The sequence below is a fragment of the Paenibacillus radicis (ex Gao et al. 2016) genome, from assembly GCF_014641555.1.
GTDB lineage: Bacteria > Bacillota > Bacilli > Paenibacillales > Paenibacillaceae > Pristimantibacillus > Pristimantibacillus radicis.
The window spans coordinates 15,232-32,531 of record NZ_BMHY01000013.1 but is presented as its reverse complement, the minus strand read 5'-3'; the positions used below and the strand labels follow the sequence as shown (position 1 = coordinate 32,531).

Below are 17,300 nucleotides of genomic sequence, written 5' to 3'. Positions count from 1 at the left end.
CATTCACTCCCCGAAAAATTACAGTCGTACTTTATTTGTCGGTTAATTCGCATTGAAAATGTAGGTTTGGGAGTGACTTTTCTGGAATAGTTCACCAACGACTCCTTCATAAAGGTATAAAAAAGCTCAGAATCATAAGATTCTGAGCTCTGTAATCATTATAATACCTATTGCTATGCAAGCGCTTCGGATTTCAACTTGTCAGCTCTGTCTACGCGTTCCCAAGGCAGGTCGATATCGGTACGGCCAAAATGACCGTAAGCCGCTGTTTTTCCGTAAATCGGTCTGCGAAGATCCAACATCTTAATGATACCGGCAGGACGAAGATCAAAGTTGTTTTGAATCACTTCAACCAGCTTCTCTTCAGACACTGTACCTGTGCCGTAAGTATCTACGTTAATCGATACAGGTTGAGCAACACCGATTGCGTAAGCCAACTGGATTTCACATTTATCAGCAAGACCAGCTGCAACGATGTTCTTCGCTACATAGCGGGCTGCATAAGCTGCGGAACGGTCAACTTTCGTAGGATCTTTGCCGGAGAATGCGCCGCCGCCATGACGAGCGTAGCCGCCGTAGGTGTCGACGATAATTTTACGGCCTGTAAGACCAGCGTCGCCTTGTGGTCCGCCGATAACGAAACGGCCTGTAGGATTAATGAAATATTTCGTTTGCTCATCGAGCCACTCAACTGGAACAACAGGCTTGATTACATGGTCTAAAATGTCCGCTTGGATTTGCTCCAGCGAGATTTCTTCCGCATGCTGCGTGGACACAACGATCGTATCGACACGTACTGGCTTGCCATCCACGTATTCGATCGTCACTTGCGTTTTACCGTCCGGACGCAGGTAGCCCAGCGTACCATTCTTACGGACTTCAGCCAAACGACGAGCAATACGGTGCGATAATGCGATTGGCAAAGGCATCAATTCTGGCGTTTCATTCGTTGCAAATCCGAACATCAAGCCTTGGTCTCCGGCACCGATGTCTTCATTTTCCAGCTGTACGTCCTTGCCGTCACGCGTTTCAAGGGCAGCGTTAACGCCTTGCGCGATATCAGCAGATTGCTCGTTCAATGATGTCAATACCGCACAAGTGCTGGAATCAAAACCGTATTTTGCACGAGTATATCCGATTTCCTTGATTGTACGACGTGCTATAGCAGAAATATCGACATAATCAGCACGGCTGCTGATTTCTCCAATTACCAGTACAAGTCCAGTAGCAACCGATACTTCACACGCAACGCGCGCATAAGGATCAGCTTCCAGAAATGCGTCAAGCACAGCATCCGAGATTTGATCGCAAATCTTGTCCGGATGGCCTTCAGTCACCGATTCCGATGTAAATAGGTGACGACCTTTAACAACCGACATCCGTATCAACCTCCTACAGCCTTATTATGAGATAAGTGCAAATACTCTAAACAAAAAATGAACCTTTTCCCGTAGGAAAAGGTTGTTAGACAACTCTCTAGAACAGTATAATACCGAAATTGTCGGTTGGTGTCAATGGACGGGAGTCCTGACAACTTTTACTGATATCCTCGAAGTACGGCTTCAGCCTGGGATACAAGCCGTTTTGTAATCGAGCCGCCAACTGCTCCCACCTCTCGTGAGGTAAGGGTAGACCACTGTATCGCTCCATGCCCTCCGCCGCTATAAGCGCCGAGTTCACCCGCAAACTCGGTATCCTCGCCTGCACCAGCAGCTGTGGTTTGGTACAATCCTAATTCAGCAGCAATTTCGTATTTCATTTGATTCAAAGCTGCTTTACAATTCGGCACTACGATTTGATTAGATGAACGACGACCCATAATAAGACACCTCCATAAGATGTAGGAACATGTCTATAGATTGCGTTCATTTGCACTTTCGTAAGCGTATAAGCTATTGTCAGCTGGAGCAAAATATAACAGCATCATTATTGAATGGTATAGCCGCCCCGCACCAAAACCGTTAATGTTTTGGTAAAGCCGGGATCCGTTGTGATACCGCGTCCCGCCCGTGGGAAAATAATAAGATGATTCGCAGGAATTGGAGCACCCTTGAATACGTCTTTACCTCCGGTTACATCGGCCAAACCGTTCGAATCAGGGCTATAAGCTACTGCTTTACCTGCACGGACAATAACTTCAGTTCCTTCGTTTGCAATCAAGGTTTTACCGTTCGGCACCGTAACGACTTCCAGTTTGTCGCCGCCTGTATTGCCTTCCTGGCCCTTATCTCCAACCAATGCGTCTACATAGCTCTTCGTAACGACTGGGTCCTCTACTGAGCCTGGCACTGCCAAAGCTCCATCTGCTTCAATAGTGCTTGTGTTCCAATAACCGATACCGAATCCGCCAACAACGAGCACAGCTCCAAGCGCGATTCTAGCAACCCATTTCTTCATCGTAATCGATAACTCCTCTCTAGCAAAAAAATACGGGTACCTGTTTAAAGATACCCGATTTGGTCTTACTTTTCTACTGTTAGTTGGAATAGTGATCTTGCAGAACTAGTTTACGTTCGGGTCTGCCCAGTTAATATACTCTGACCACTTTATATCTTTAGACACTAACTTCTTTTTATATCCGTTCAATTCTTCATAAATAGTTAATGTTGGTGTTGTTGAATATTTCGTAATTTCTTTATTTATTTCGGTGAAGTTTGAGCCCGTTTTCCAAATATAAGCAGCTGTTGTTGAAGTCGAATCCAACTCTACTGGAGCAGAGAAGAATGTTAAATTCGTAGCTTCATCCTCGAGAGCAATCGTGATCTTTCTGCTGCTAAAGGCATCGTACGTATAGTTCCGATCAACTTGTGACGCAATATCCATATCTAAAGCTGAGTTCAGAATAAATGCTGTCAGCGATTTTATATTAATCGAAAACGGTCCCACTTTTATTTCATTAAATTTATTAGTAAATTCTTTTTCTACAGGCAATACAAATTTTGCTGCGTTAAAGAAGCCCTGTGCCTGGTCATCGTTATTTTTAACAATACCTTTTTCATTAAACGCTAAACCCAGCAACAAGGACGCATCTTTAAGATTTGCATCTTTAGGTACTTCAGCAGTTATTATTACTTGTTCCTTTTTATTGCTATTGATTGCATTCCCTGTTTTAATCATTTTAGTTTCATACACAGTACCATTAGCAGTTTGCAAATATCCAGACCATTTTGAAGTAGCTTTTGCCCGATTATCTACATTAGTGACATCCAAATAAATAGCATAAAGATTATTAAATTCACCCTCGTAAGTTCGTACATCACTTACAGCGACTGTTGTTTTTTCAACGTTATCATTAATCGAAAGGTTAGTGCCCAGTGCGATTGTTTTAGGTGTTGTAATAGATTTGGTCGTTAATGATGCCAGTTCTACTTTTTTCTCACCTTCTAATTCAGACAGCTTAAATTTAATATTATTAGCACTATAATTGCTAGGGATTGCTGCATAATAATAAAGCTCCACCGATTGTTTAGCTGGAATTGATACTTGCGTAGTAAACGGCATCAACTTAGTATCTACTTCAGCACTGTCATCAATAAAGAAAGCACCATTAATTTTCGGAATAGGAGCAGATTTAGTCCCTTTGTTTTTAATCACAATTTTTCCAATAAGGTTATCATTCGTCACCCATGGATACTTCTGAAGGGATTCTACACTAATATCATAAACATAGTCACCACTTATATATTCAAAATTTGTAAGGGCAGTTTGTGGTAAGGGCTGCTTTAACGAAACGGCAAATTTACCGATTGGAAGATTAATACTTGCTGCTCCCTCGCCGCTAGACTGGGCAACAATTAGTTTCATTCCACTGGTATTAAGTGTTTTAGGCAATTCAATGGATAACTTGATGGTCTCAAGAATGTTAGGGCGCAATACAATTTCTGCTGCATTCGGTTTTAAATCGTATAAAGCGCCAGATGCTGATTGAAGAAAATACTTTAGATTTGAAGCAGCAATATTATATTTCCCTGTATTTCTCATGACTAGTTCAAGATTAATATTATTATTCTCTGATCCCGCTGTTACAGTTGACTTATTGACTCTCATATTTACAACACTATCATTCATTTTTGCAGCTTTGTAGCCATTTAATTTCACATCATTCGTATAGCTTTTAGAAAACATAAACTTTGCAACTGTTTTTTCATATCCTGCGATCGAAAAATCAAATTTAATGACTTTAAACACAAGATTAACCAATGTAACACTTGAAGGGACTTCACTATAATAAGTTAATGTTACACTCGCTTTCGGTGCAACCGTTTTTTTATTTTTATCGCTTTCTAGCAAAGAGAGAGTGTACTTATTTCCGCTAACTGAACTTAGTCGTGCCCAATAATCTTGCAGATTGAGTGCCGCGCTTCCTCCGTTATAGATCGTTACCTTAAAGCTCGCTGTATTTCCTTTTGAGCTTGGAATAAGATCAGCACTCTCCAGCTTTACATAACTGTTTGAGGATATGTATTGGGTATACGTATTAGCCGCGAAGCTTCTGGGAACTCCAGTCGATAATACCATAGAGCAAACTATCATAAGGGATAACACCATATACAATTTGTTTAATCCTAGACGCATGATCATTTGCATTCATCACTCCGTATCGTTTTTTATATAGACGCATAATAAGGCTAATTTGTTTCTCTATTGAGTCTATATTCCTTAAGATTATATTACAGAGCTTCTATGAACATAAGATGAACAAAAAAAAGAGCGATGAGTTTCCTCATCGCTCTTCTTTCATCTAACCACTAAAGGATTAGTTGAAGTATTTGATTACTACAATTGCACCTTCTGTGTTGTTGCCCAGGTGAGCAGAGCCAGCAGCTACGAATGCATCGTAGTTAGCAGCATTTACAGAAGCAGCGTTTGCGATATCAACGAATCCGCCAACAGATACATTGTCGTTTTTGTCGATAACAAATACTTGAGTTTTATCCGTGTGGATAAACGAACCTGCTGTATTGGATACAGTGAATGTTCCATAGTTGGAATCTGCAGTCAATGCGTTGTTTGCAGTTTGACCTTTCACGTATACAACATCAGCTGTGTTGTACTTAGTTCCTGGTGCTGCAGAAGAATCAGACAGAGCAACGAATACATTGTCATCAGCATTCAGCGTAAGCAGTTTGCTGTACAGATCAGTGTAACCAGTTGCAGCTGCATCCCAAGCGATTGGGAATGATTTTTCTTCGCCGCTAACTTTCAGCTTAACGCTGTAAGTCGAACCAGATGCTGTTTGAACTTTGTTAACTGTTACGAATTTACCAGCAGCTACCGGCAAGCGGTTTTCAGCTGTTTCGTTGTCTTTAACCAAGAAGATGTATTGAGCATAGTAGTTACCAGCGTCAGTAACAACAGTTACTTGGTCCGATTTCGTTACTTTGTCAATAGTTGTTTTTACGATTTTAGCGTCGTCTTTAACGTTACCAGCTGCATTGAATACGCCAGTTGCATCAAATACGATTGTGTTGCCGTTGTAGCTGAAAGTTTTGTCAACGCTAGCGATTTTAACCTTAACAGTTGTAGCTGTTTTGTCTTCAACAGTGTTGACGTCTTTCAGGTTTTGAGCACCAACAAGGTTAAGATCAACTACTTTGTCGCCGTCAAATACGAGTTTCACGTATTTACCAGCATCAGCGGAGCGATCAGCCTTAGCGGAGTCGAGTTGTACTGTAACGATTTTGTCTTCTTTAACCGAGTAGTAAGTTACTACGTCTTTAGTTTCTACGATACCTTTGGAGTTAACAACATCTTTATTGTTCAGGTACTCGAACAGAACAGCAACGTTGTTGTCTTGAGCTCCAGGAGTAACAACAGATACTTTAACGATTTCTTTGTCTGCATTCAGGAAGAATTTGTATTCTCCGTCAATTGCTACAGATGGGTTCAGTACACCACGAACATCTTTGTAAGAAGTGCCGTTTACAGTGTATACTGGTTGGTTTTTAACAGTTTCGATAGCAGTTACTTTACCGGATACAACATCACGGTTAGCATTGATTTCTACTGCTTCGTTCGACGAGTTACGAAGAACTTTAAGCACGTCATTTTCTTTCAGGTCAGCAACTTTAGCAGCTTCGCCATTCAGCGTAACTACAGTGTTGTCGTTAACGTTAACGAATGCTACAGAACCTTCGATTTGAATACGTGCACTTGCAGAAGAACCTTTTTCGATGTACTTCGTGAATACAGCATTGTTCACATCGTACTCTTTAACAACGATAGCGCGCACTTGAACGTCATTGTTCAAGAATACTTGAACAGTTGCGTCTTTAGCTGCATCTTTGTCAGTGATTGTAGCGATTTTCTCGCCGTTTTTGTAGAAGTAAGTAGCAGTGGAAACAGTGTATTCTTTCACATCGTCGCCAACTTTTACTTTAACTACGTTACCAACATTGTAATCAGCGATTGCCGCATCCAGTTTACCGGATACTACATCTTCAGCTGGTTGAGTGTCAGTCAGAGCAAGAACACGGTTGTTTTTGTCCAACAAAGCGTTTACTACGTGACCAGCAAGCTCAGAAAGCTTTTTGCCACCAGTAACGATGAATTTGTCGGAAGTCAGGAAGTCTTGTGCGTTCAGTTGAACTTTTTTAGCGGAATCCAATTTAGGGCTAGTAAGAATGTACTCTTGGCTAGTTCCCAGTTTGGAGATCAAAATGCCGCCAGCAGCAACATAGTATTGTTTCTCAGCATCCCATTTAACCAATGGTTGGGAAAGACCGTTGCTAGTAACTTGAGCAACTACAGCACGAGTTGCAAGCGTACCTGGTTTGATATCAACATTTTTGAAAAGCTCAATGTCTTCAGCTTTAACCAGTACGTTGTAAGGCCACGAGCCCAACAGGTTTTTGTCGTTGTAACCCAATGCACGGATGATGATTGCTACAACTTCTTCAAACTTGATGTTGTCGTTAGGACGGAATTTGCCAGTACCTGCATCACCAAAGATGTAACCTTTAGTAGCTGCAACGTTGATGAAACCTGTATACCACTCATTGACTTTAACGTCTTTGAATTGTGGTTTTACGTTTTGCATCAAAGCAGCTGCACTAGCGCCACCAGTTGCGCTTACGACGATTTTCGCCAATTCAGCGCGAGTGATGTTGTTGTCTGGTTTGAAAGAACCATCTGCATAACCATTGATAATACCAAGAGCGACAAGCTCTTCGATTGCGGATTGCTCTTTTTTGCCTACTGCGTCAGATGGAGTTGCTGCGAATGCAGGAACTGCAACGGACAGGACCAAAGAGAAAGCCAGCACGAATGCTAATAAACTTTTCTTCATAACCTTTTTTTCTCCTCCTCTAAAATGCTTCGGTTGTTGAGAGTTTTGTTTGCTTAATGAATTGCTCGTTTCCCTCATAGCCGTTGTCACCCCCTTCCCAGAGTAGAGCAGTATTTAGTATAAATGATGTCTGCCGCCATGTTTAACCCTATGTAAGAACATGTCGCAGAAACTTGTAAACCTTGTAATAAATTGATAGAGAAGCTATACCACTTTAACATTATACAATGGGCTACCCTCACCGTAAAGAGAAAGTTGAGAATTCATTCCAACTAACTCCGAAATGGAGGTTATTCACCGTATAAAATGCTTTGTCGTAATAGCGACATGTAATTAAACGCACCGGAGTCGAAAAAGTTGCGGTATCCGCTCAAAAATGTTGAAAAGATTTTTGAACAACTTGTACGATACTACTTATTCGGTTCATTATGTATTTCGCGTTTAAATCCTTCTGCCTATTACGCTTTTTCGGTACTTTGCTAGTATAGCTTGTACCCCGCACTTCCGTCGATGCTAAAGATTTTCCATGGATAAACTTACTTCGTAACAAGAGAAGAGGACAGAAAATGAAATCTCTTTTCTGTCCTCTTATTTTGCAAAAATCTACAATATATTACAAGAGTTTATTTTTACGCATAACACGCTCGGCGATGATCGCTGCATCCGCACGCTTAAGATTCGATTTAGGATCGAAACGGAACGTTGGTTTAGCTGTGCCCGTCGTTGTGTTCGGCAAACCTTCAATAAATTTAGCTTTATTGACTGCCAGCACTGAAGATAATGCATAGCCATCGATTAGATTAGCGTCAGTAAACGATTTTTGAAGCGCCGCTCTGTCTCGCTTCTGATCCTCTTTACCGTCTTTCACCAGATTGCCGGCACGGGCGATCATCACTGCCGCTTCTTCCCTGGTCAAAGGCTCGTTCGGCAGGAATTGACGAGGCCCTTTGCCTCTAATAATCCCTTTGCGTACTGCCGTCTCGATATAGCGATAATCCCAGAATGGACTGAGACCCAGAACAGGTACAACGTCGTCGAACGTCATATCGTTCGGGTTGTATTCCAATGGAATCTGATACATTTTAACCAGCAGCTGTGCAAACTCGCCGCGAGTAATGTTGTCATAAACGCCGAACTCGTTATTGTTCTTCGAGTTCATGATGCCTCTGCCGTACATCAGCTCCAGCGAATTACGCGCATATTCATGCCCAATAATGTCTGTGAAGCTATAACGGATTTGCATGACTACATAATAGCCAAATCCGTTAATAGGAGCGGTTATCGTTTTGCTGCCTACATTGATTGTCCCGCCCATATTCTCCCATCTGCCATTATAATAACGCCAGATGCTGAGCGTGTTTGCCGCTGTATTCACGATTTTGGAATCGTATTTCAGCGTAATTTCACCCGAGTTCGAAGTTTCCAGCCAACGTGTTAACGGACGGCTGAAAAATTCATTGCTTGTGCTGTATGGCTGTTTACCTTGTTGGAAGGAATACCCGGTTTGAATCGTTCCTTCAACATAGCCCGGGTCGATCCAGAACAGATTGGAAGCAAACCCGAAATGAGTCGTCGGACGTATAACCGCTGCGCCAAAGTCGCTGAACGATACAGTGCTGAATGTACCGTCCTTAGCATTGGCGCCATCATATTCGCCAACTGCGTTGTATACCTTAACGGTTCTTCCGTCTGTACGGTCTGCGATGCCGAACAGAATTTTTTGCGAGTCGAACAAGTCAATCGTCTTCACATCTTGGCCCGGATTAATATTGGCCGGACGAAGGAACGTATTTTTCGGGAAGCTTACTGTAATTTCACCTTTAAATGCCGACAGTTTGCCTGCTTTAGGTATGGCTGCTTTGAATTGAGCGCCAATCGAATTATCCGCAGCGTAGTTGACGGAGAATTCGCCATTCAGTTTTTCCGTACCGCGATACACGGTAAATTTAATTTTATTTACGCCCGCTTTAAGGCCTTGCAGCTCATAACGGAAGATTTCATCGTTTACGCTTTTTATCATATTATCTTTACCGATTACGATGCGGTCTGCGCCTTCCGCCCGGATACTCACGTTAAGGAAGTTCTGATTAATAACCGCTTCTTGCGGAAGTTTAGGAGACAAAAGTTCGTAAGGCGGTAATTCACGCGTAATCGTAATCGTCTGACTTACGCTCTCTGTACCTACCTGGGAAATAATCGTGATGCTCTTAGCTCCTGAAACAGGAAGAGCCAATCCAAACAAACGCAAGTTATATGTTTTTTGAATTGGACTCGTTGAAGGCTCGATGAAAAGCTTCGATAAATCAGCTGGTGTCACGGTCATGACATTGTCGGCTGTATTTACGGTTGCTGTTGCATAGTCGACGCCGTCCACCTTAATGATCAAGTTAGCAAGATTCGTTACGGTAAACAAAATATCCGCTTTTTTCTGTGAAGTGGTGTAGCTGAATGCGGAAGAGCCTGGAATAAACTTGCGATCCGGATCGGAGAACAGTCTCTTGGATTCCGAATCATTAATAGGGTCTACAGTATACGGAACCGGCTTAATACCTGAAACCGTCGGCTGCTTGTCCGAGAAACGATAAATAACGAGTGTGGTCGTTACCGCCACACCATTTGCCGTACCTGAAAGCACGAGCTCATTACTGCCAAATACGAGCTGAGTAATCGGAATCGTGAACGCACCTGTAGCTGCAGTAACAAACCCGCTTACATCGGATGTTACGCCATTTAATGAGAATCTGAACGATGCGATATCTGAAGCTCTAAAGTTGAGCAGCTTACCTGTAATCGATCCCAGTGGATTGATATCATAATAAACAGCGCCGTTATAGGTATTCGTAACTTGAATCGAAGAGATCGGGTTATACTGGAACGTTCTGATTACTGTATTGCTCTCCGCTCCTTTAGTAACGGTGAACGACAGCTCAATTTCACCTTGCGGCATAGCATCGATCCGATAGATCCGCTGTTTACCGTCGCTTGTCGTAAACGCTGTAGCCGAGAAGGAAGAACCGGCTGCAACTCCATTTACTTTCGCAGAAATAGACGTTGTGTTGCCTGCCGAAAGATCAAAGTTCATTGTATCGACTGCAATCCAAAGCGGTACCTGGCTTACAGCAACATTGTTCGAGAATCGTGTGCTGGATCCGAATGTTGCCGTCGTTCCATTAAAAGCAACATCATACAGCTGTCTGAGATCCGTTATATAAGGCGCATTCGCACTTCTTACCGTAAACTCTACCGGAAAGTTCGCTGTAGAGCCGTCATAGGAATTACTTTTCACCCACAGCTGGTATTTACCGCTAGTGCCAGCAGTCAGGTTTGTTGTGCTGGTAAATGTGAATTCCGTCCAATCCTGATTTACCGTACCTTTCTGTACAGTCGTGTTCAGAACTTGGGAGTTCCCCGCCTCGTTGATCAGTTCCAAATCAATAGTTGGATTAGGAGTTGATGGTGCCGTTGCGGTTTTAAATAAGATTTTACCTGTAATGACTTGACCTGTAATTGGAGCTACAATCGGCTTGCCGTCCAACTGTGTAGCACCTGCAAAAACATTATAAGGAGTAGGCGTATTCTCTTTAAAATAGACAAGCTCACGGTTTACCGTAAAGCTTTTATCCCCGTTACGGGAAACAATCTCCAGTTTATTCAATCCCAGCTGCAGATTAAGATCGGACAATACAAACGTGCCTGCGCCGCCATTAAACATTGCAACGCCATTGATAAGCACGTCCTGTGCATTCGTTGCCTTAACCATTAAAGAAGGATTAGCTGTCGTTACAACTACAGGCTGACCCTCTGTCAATGGCGTGCCATTTGCAAGCTGAACACTAGTAATAACAGGTACGTTGCCGTAGCTGACATAACTTACGCCCTCTACGATGCCGCCGGATCCGTTACCGCTGGTTCCGAGAACAGTAATCCGGTTCAAGCCTTCAAATAGCTGTATGCCAGCAAAGAAGAACGTGTTGCCGATAATAGACGGTGTAATGCCGCCGTTCGTGGAGGCTACGACGTTGCCGTTAACCAAACGCTCCACTTTATAAGTAATCGATCCTGAAGATACATCACTGAAAGACCCGCGCAAATCTACTGTATTGGTGTTGACGACGGTAGGGCTGCTTTGAACGGTACTGAAATCTGTAAATTGAAAATAAATCGAATCCGCTTTTGCCGGACTGACTGGCAGCATCGTTACCAATAAGGCAACTGCAACCAAACTGCTCAAGAAACTTTTCCACAATCTGTTCACGCTGATATCCTCCTCCATATATAGCCTCGCGGCAATTACCGCCTAATGCGTTGCTGCTTCTTCGCAGCGCTGCGGCTAGACGGTCTACAAACTCCACCTAACACTAGACTCATACCTGCTCCCGATTTACCAACCGACCCTTTTAACGATCTTCTTTCCTCCCTTTTCCTCTTTAGCCTGTTCCTATATCTGCCATTTCGACATAATTAGACGCAAGGGCCGCAGAAAAGTTCTGTATTGTGTTTATCGGCTTTTCAGAGCTGAAATTTTAGTCGAATCATGGAAAAGGAGGCGGTCAAATTGCTTTTTTTCTTCCAAATCGGAAATCATTCGCTTACGATTCCCACAAACACCAACAAAAAAAGCCCAAGGGCATCTGCCCCGGGCTCTCACCTAATCAATCTTAAATTATTTCGTACGGTCTGCATCGACCTTCAGCCGCAAGCGCATCCGGTTCAAGAAGTTAATAACAGGACGGCGCGTCTTGTCGACGATGCCAATCAGCTCGGCGCCAATTTGCAGACAGAGCATCACTAGACAAATAACGAGGAACGTTATCCAGTTAGCCGCATTGGATTGCACAACGGTCGATTGCAAGATCGCAAATCCGCCGAAGATCGCAGCCACGCCCCAGATGATGAGAACCGTCTTGCGATGGCTGAAGCCAAGCTCCTGCAGACAGTGATGCAAGTGACCTTTATCCGGTGCGAAGATCGGACGTTTGTTAACCAGACGGCGGATGATTGCGAAAAAGGTATCCGACAGCGGTACGCCGATAATCAGCAAAGGAGTAACGAATGAGACGATCGTGATCTGCTTGAAGCTGATCATCGACAACATAGCCAGGCAGAAGCCTAGAAACAGTGCACCCGAATCGCCCATAAATATTTTCGCCGGATGAAAGTTAAAGAACAGGAATCCGACAATGCCGCCCAGCAGCAATGTGCTAAGCAAGATAATTGGAATATTGCCCATAATGATTGCCATTACGAGAATCGTTCCAATTGCTATACCGGATACACCAGCTGCAAGCCCATCCAGGCCGTCAATCAGGTTGATGGCGTTCGTCACGCCTACAATCCAGAAGATTGTCAGCGGAATCGACAGCCATGAAGCAATTGGCTGCATAGCGTCGCCAAACGGGAAGTTCAAGAAATCGATTTTAATATCAAAGACAAATACAACTACGCATGCTGCAGCAATTTGCCCCAGCAGCTTCACTTTCGCTGACAGCTCTAAGCGGTCGTCGAAAGCGCCAAGCACGATAATAATCGTACCGCCAGCCAGCATTGCCCAGATCAAATTCATATTCGTCTCGGTAAGCATACCGTCCGGAATGAATGGCATCAGCAGCAGAAGTCCTACTACGAATGCAGCGTAAATGGCTAAGCCGCCCATGCGCGGCATTATGCGTGTATGCACTTTTCGATAGTTAGGTTTATCGATGGCGCCTACTTTGAAAGCGAATTTCTTCACCAGTGGCGTCATCACGAGCGCAATAATTACCGAAAGAATAAATCCAATTGTATAAAGTAAACCTGCTGACATTTGTGCAGCTCCCCTTTTCTTTCTACCGAAGTGAATTATACTCCGACGGAAAAAGAAACTCCAACCCCGTTTTCATTCATTTTTCACGGTTTTGGGAGGTTTTTCACGATATTGGTCTAGGTTTTGTGACGTTTTCTTTATCACGCATCACTTTCACTACGAATTTCGGAAGCACGAGCATTCTCGGAAGCCGTTTCGGTTCCTGTAAAAGACGGTAAAACCACTCCAGGCGCAGCTTCTGAAACAAAACCGGCGCGCGTTTCAATCGGCCCGCAATGATGTCAAAGCTGCCGCCGACTCCCATAATTAGGGGTACGCCAAGCTCCTGCTTATATTTGGCAATCCAAGGCTCTTGCGTGTCAGAGCCTCTGGCGACAAACAGCATGTCCGGCGACAACTTGCGGATTGCAGCTACAACCTCGGCGTCCTGCTCGGGTCCAAAATACCCGTTGCGGAACCCGATGATGCGAACTTGCGGATATTGCAATTGAAGCTTCTCCGCAGCTGCGGCAATAATCTCTTGTGATGTGCCCAATAAGTAGGCTGTCCATCTTCGCTTCTCGCCAATCTGCATAAGACGGTGCAGCAGATCAAAGCCGGCTACACGCTCAGTCACAGGCGTTCCGACATAATTAGCTGCCCAGACAACACCTGCTCCGTCCGGCACAATCAAATCCGCTTTCCGCATCATGCGGTAGTAGTCTGTGCTTTCCACCGCCGACATAATCATAATCGGATTTGCCGTTATGATATGCGTCTGGCGCTTTTGTTCGATTGTATCCGTTAAGTAACTGACCGTTTCGTCCATGCTCATTTTGGAGAATGGAATACCATAAATCGGCACCGTTGGCACTTGGTTCGACAAGCGAATATCACCTCGATATGTTTTGACGCAATAACTGCACGATTTGTTGCGCAGGTTGTTGCGATTGCTGTTTTAATCTGTCGATGGCATCGCGGTGATCCCGCTTCCAACCCTCGGCGTTGTCCAGTAAAAGCTCCGCCGAATCTGCAAAAACAGAAGCATCCAGATGCTCTGTTGTGCCGACGGCCTTGAGACCAAGCCGATGAAGAAACTGATCGATCTTCGGATCATAAGACAAGCCAAGCATCGGGACCTCCCGATTGGCCGCATAGATGAGCGCGTGCAGCCGCATACCGAACAGCGCGTCGCAACGGCTGACCTCCAGCAGCATCTGCTGGGGATCGTCGCCCGGAGCAGCTAGCTCGGCTATGCTTCCATGGCTGCCGAGCCTACCGTTTAACCGTTCCATAACGAGCTCCGATGTTTTCGTATCATCCGGGGTATGGAACGGCAGAAATCTCAGCCGCACGGCACGGCGGCTGGCAAGTTCCGCCAGCGCATCTACAGCGCGGGAGAGATCTTCCTCATCCTTGCGCCAGTGACGCAAGGAAACACCCAGTACCGGCAGCTTGTCCGCAGACGTTGCTGCCGTTTCACACGATAAAGCCGCAGAAGCAGGCAGCGGCAAGCCCATAACCGGATCAGGAACGACCTCGATCCGGCTCTTAGGAACGCCGATCCGCCCCAGCAATTCGGCAGACTCGGCGTCCCGCACCGATACATAGGCGCTTTTCCGCATCACATTGCGGATAAGCGGATCCATCCAGCGGCGATTAACGGGCCCGATGCCTTGCGAGTAAATAAACGTAGGTTTTCTTAGCCATTGGGCGAGCTTAATAACTCCCGTATAATACGGAATCGTCTTGGCACTGGTTGCATCTTGGAGAAGACTGCCTCCACCGCTGACAAGTCCGTCACTACCTTTCAAAGCATTCCATACTTCGGAAGGCCGCATCCGGTGCACCGATTCCACGCCATACATCTGGCTTGTCCATGCCGGATCACCCGACAGGACAACAGGAATGATTCGCACGCCTGCGAGCTTGCTCTGTTCTTCTAAAGCGAGCAGAATCGAACGAAGCACCGCTTCATCGCCGCTGTTGTAAAAACCGTAATAGCCGGAAATTACGATTCGGAAACTTTGTTTTTCCACGCCGGTGACCATTTGCGATATGCCCCTTCCAATAGCTGCCATACTCCAATCAGAATGATACCGAAGATCGCTCCCAGACCAAGCCCCAGGAACACTCGGATAATCGAGATGTAAAGCGGCGTATGGATATGAGCGAACGTGTCAACCATCGACAGTTGGCCGATTGAAGCGACAATAATCAAGACCCAAGCCGCCCGATAGCGGAGCGCTAGGAACAGACCCGCCAAGAATAGCGGATGCGCCAGCAAAAACTCTTTATTGCGCGGCCGAACCCCAAATGTCGTCTCCAGGAACGTCCGGAACGGTTTCTCAAACGGCAGCGTCGTGCCGGCGTTGCCTGTTCTGGACAAATAGTACAAGCCTGCGGCAGCAATCGCAACGCCTGCAACGACCATCAATACCGTAATCGGCGTCGAAAGCAATTTGCGAAGCCTGCGAATTGGAGCCTCTCCTGTATACAGCAGAACGTAAATAGCGGTTAAGCCGATTGGAGCCAAGTGCAGCAAGCTTACACCGCGGAATTGCTCCAGCACCAAACTGTACGTAACGTTGTTCAACAAACCGAAGACGAATGGCACAGCCATTAGAGACATCAGCGCCGTCACGATGAACCAGACGATAGCCAGACCGAAGCGGCGGCCTACCGTTAATCCTTCAAATATCCACTTCAAGCCGCTTGGATTGCCTGCGGTTGTCCCGGAATCCATTCCGGTCCCTTGCTGTGCCGAGAAGCGCAGCGGCCAATCTGGGCCGCCTACGTACCGCTGGTTGCCTTCCGTACGGGAGTAAATCCGATTCATGACCCACACGAGCGCAAGCGTTGGTGCCGCAATACCGGCGCCAAGCGCAAGGGACTGCTCCATCAACGGACCTTTGAGCACATACAATCCTGCACTGCCGATCAATCCGAGCAAGAACACCGGAATGAGCAGACCAGGCAAGAAGGTATTGATCAATAGCGCGATGAGCGCAACTGCACCTGCAGCTACAACCGCCTTAAGCGGCTTCGCATAAGAAGGATGCTCCACCTTGAATGGCTCAGCGATGCTGGACGGGAAGCCCGCATCGGCCAATTTTTGAACAACGCCTTCTTCACCCTTCATGGTGATATACAAATTGTCGAGCGAGTTCACGACCGCTGACTTTTCCAAGCTGGACTGCGCGGATGAATTCAGGAAAAACATCCGAATATTACGGTCTTTGGCCGCCAGTAAGAACCGGTCGGCAATTGCTTCAGGCGTCATGCCCATTGCATCGTCAGGCGATAAAGAATACAACCGGACAACATTATAATTTGTAATAAATGCTAATTTATTTATGCCGCGCTGAGGTTTTTTCAAATTTTCTATTGTAGCGACGCCCATGCCGTATTTATTCAGCAGTGATGCGAAGGAATTGATGCTTCTCGACTCCTGTTGATCGGTGTAGCCCTTCACCTTGTCCCCGTCAAACAAAATACGGGTAACGCCGTAGCTTTTCAGCTTAGCAAGCTGCTTATCCACTTCCTCTTCTTCATACGGAAGAACACGGTCGGTGAAACGGGCCAAAATATGGAACCCGGCGTCCCGCAGCGTATCCATCGTAATCGGATCAAAGCTGATCGGCTTAAGTACGGAATCCTGCAGCGGACGTTCGATGACCAGACCGTTGCGGCCGCCAAACGACCACGGACGGTAAACAGCGCCTGCGCGGTCGAAAGCCTCGCGAATAATCGGACCGATTTCCGCTTCTTCGCGTTCTCCAGTAAAGAGAATGTAAGTGAAGTTTTGCCCTACCGGCTCCAATTGGCTTTGCAGCAGCGCAGCATCCTTAGAGCTGTAATAGGTCAATCTGCCGGCCTGTTGAAGCTCCCGCAAGGAGCTTTCGTACAGTGACATCGTCGTGATGCCGACATATTTCATATTTTTAAGCTGCTCTTCCAAATAAGCTTTGGGCCTTGCTTGCAGCTCGGCGATCTCGACCAAATCGCGATAGTCGAATACATACTCCACTTGCTTCGACGTCGATTCCATCTTCATTCGGTTGATGCCTAACGGCAATGCGGCAATTACCCCAACTAGCGTAATAATCCACAGCCATAAGCGAGCTTTCCGGTTCCAGTGCTGCCATCGTTGAAGCACGACAATCCTCCGTTCCATTGCTTAATGCCGGATATAGCCTGTAATCCGCCATTCTTTTTGGCAATTCATTC

At 45.5% G+C, this 17,300-nt stretch carries 10 protein-coding genes; all 10 read right to left on the bottom strand.

The features are described 5' to 3' along the window. Positions 1 to 173: 173 nt before the first annotated feature. A complete protein-coding gene (metK, locus tag IEX98_RS23835) occupies positions 174 to 1,379 on the bottom strand; it encodes a methionine adenosyltransferase (RefSeq protein WP_188892201.1) in 1,206 nt (401 codons plus the stop codon). A gap of 158 nt (positions 1,380 to 1,537) precedes the next feature. After that, the gene (locus IEX98_RS23830; RefSeq protein ID WP_308421822.1) at positions 1,538 to 1,819 is read right to left on the bottom strand and encodes an alpha/beta-type small acid-soluble spore protein; all 282 of its coding nucleotides are present in this window, start codon (positions 1,817 to 1,819) and stop codon (positions 1,538 to 1,540) included. Between the two features lie 107 nt (positions 1,820 to 1,926). Further along, on the bottom strand, positions 1,927 to 2,397 hold the full coding sequence (locus tag IEX98_RS23825) for a hypothetical protein (protein WP_188892200.1): 471 nt from the start codon (positions 2,395 to 2,397) through the stop codon (positions 1,927 to 1,929). 105 nt (positions 2,398 to 2,502) lie between these two features. Beyond that, complete coding sequence (locus IEX98_RS23820) at positions 2,503 to 4,587, bottom strand: hypothetical protein (RefSeq protein ID WP_188892199.1); 2,085 nt, start codon at positions 4,585 to 4,587, stop codon at positions 2,503 to 2,505. 169 nt (positions 4,588 to 4,756) lie between these two features. Then, entirely contained in the window at positions 4,757 to 7,366 is a 2,610-nt protein-coding gene (locus IEX98_RS23815; RefSeq protein WP_188892198.1) for an S-layer homology domain-containing protein, read from the bottom strand. A 535-nt stretch (positions 7,367 to 7,901) separates the two neighbouring features. Beyond that, positions 7,902 to 11,543, bottom strand: coding sequence for an S-layer homology domain-containing protein (locus IEX98_RS23810; RefSeq protein ID WP_188892197.1), 3,642 nt, complete (start codon positions 11,541 to 11,543; stop codon positions 7,902 to 7,904). Between the two features lie 408 nt (positions 11,544 to 11,951). After that, entirely contained in the window at positions 11,952 to 13,091 is a 1,140-nt protein-coding gene (locus IEX98_RS23805) for a glycosyltransferase family 4 protein (protein WP_188892196.1), read from the bottom strand. Between the two features lie 103 nt (positions 13,092 to 13,194). Then, positions 13,195 to 13,905 carry a WecB/TagA/CpsF family glycosyltransferase gene (locus IEX98_RS23800; protein ID WP_188892262.1) on the bottom strand — a complete coding sequence of 237 codons (711 nt, stop codon included), beginning with the start codon at positions 13,903 to 13,905 and terminating at the stop codon, positions 13,195 to 13,197. 58 nt (positions 13,906 to 13,963) lie between these two features. After that, positions 13,964 to 15,121, bottom strand: a complete 1,158-nt coding sequence (gene csaB / locus IEX98_RS23795) for a polysaccharide pyruvyl transferase CsaB (protein ID WP_188892195.1) — start codon at positions 15,119 to 15,121, stop codon at positions 13,964 to 13,966. Beyond that, on the bottom strand, positions 15,082 to 17,229 hold the full coding sequence (locus IEX98_RS23790) for a DUF5693 family protein (protein ID WP_188892194.1): 2,148 nt from the start codon (positions 17,227 to 17,229) through the stop codon (positions 15,082 to 15,084). Before IEX98_RS23790 ends, csaB begins: the two co-directional genes overlap by 40 nt. Between the last annotated feature and the right edge of the window lie 71 nt (positions 17,230 to 17,300).

Bases quoted from the DNA above. Each gene is read 5' to 3' on its own strand.
- metK (WP_188892201.1), bottom strand. From the start codon at position 1,379: ATGTCGGTTGTTAAAGGTCGTCACCTATTTACATCGGAATCGGTGACT.
- IEX98_RS23830 (WP_308421822.1), bottom strand. From the start codon at position 1,819: ATGGGTCGTCGTTCATCTAATCAAATCGTAGTGCCGAATTGTAAAGCA.
- IEX98_RS23825 (WP_188892200.1), bottom strand. From the start codon at position 2,397: ATGAAGAAATGGGTTGCTAGAATCGCGCTTGGAGCTGTGCTCGTTGTT.
- IEX98_RS23820 (WP_188892199.1), bottom strand. From the start codon at position 4,587: ATGCAAATGATCATGCGTCTAGGATTAAACAAATTGTATATGGTGTTA.
- IEX98_RS23815 (WP_188892198.1), bottom strand. From the start codon at position 7,366: ATGAGGGAAACGAGCAATTCATTAAGCAAACAAAACTCTCAACAACCG.
- IEX98_RS23805 (WP_188892196.1), bottom strand. From the start codon at position 13,091: ATGTCAGCAGGTTTACTTTATACAATTGGATTTATTCTTTCGGTAATT.
- IEX98_RS23800 (WP_188892262.1), bottom strand. From the start codon at position 13,905: ATGAGCATGGACGAAACGGTCAGTTACTTAACGGATACAATCGAACAA.
- csaB (WP_188892195.1), bottom strand. From the start codon at position 15,121: ATGGTCACCGGCGTGGAAAAACAAAGTTTCCGAATCGTAATTTCCGGC.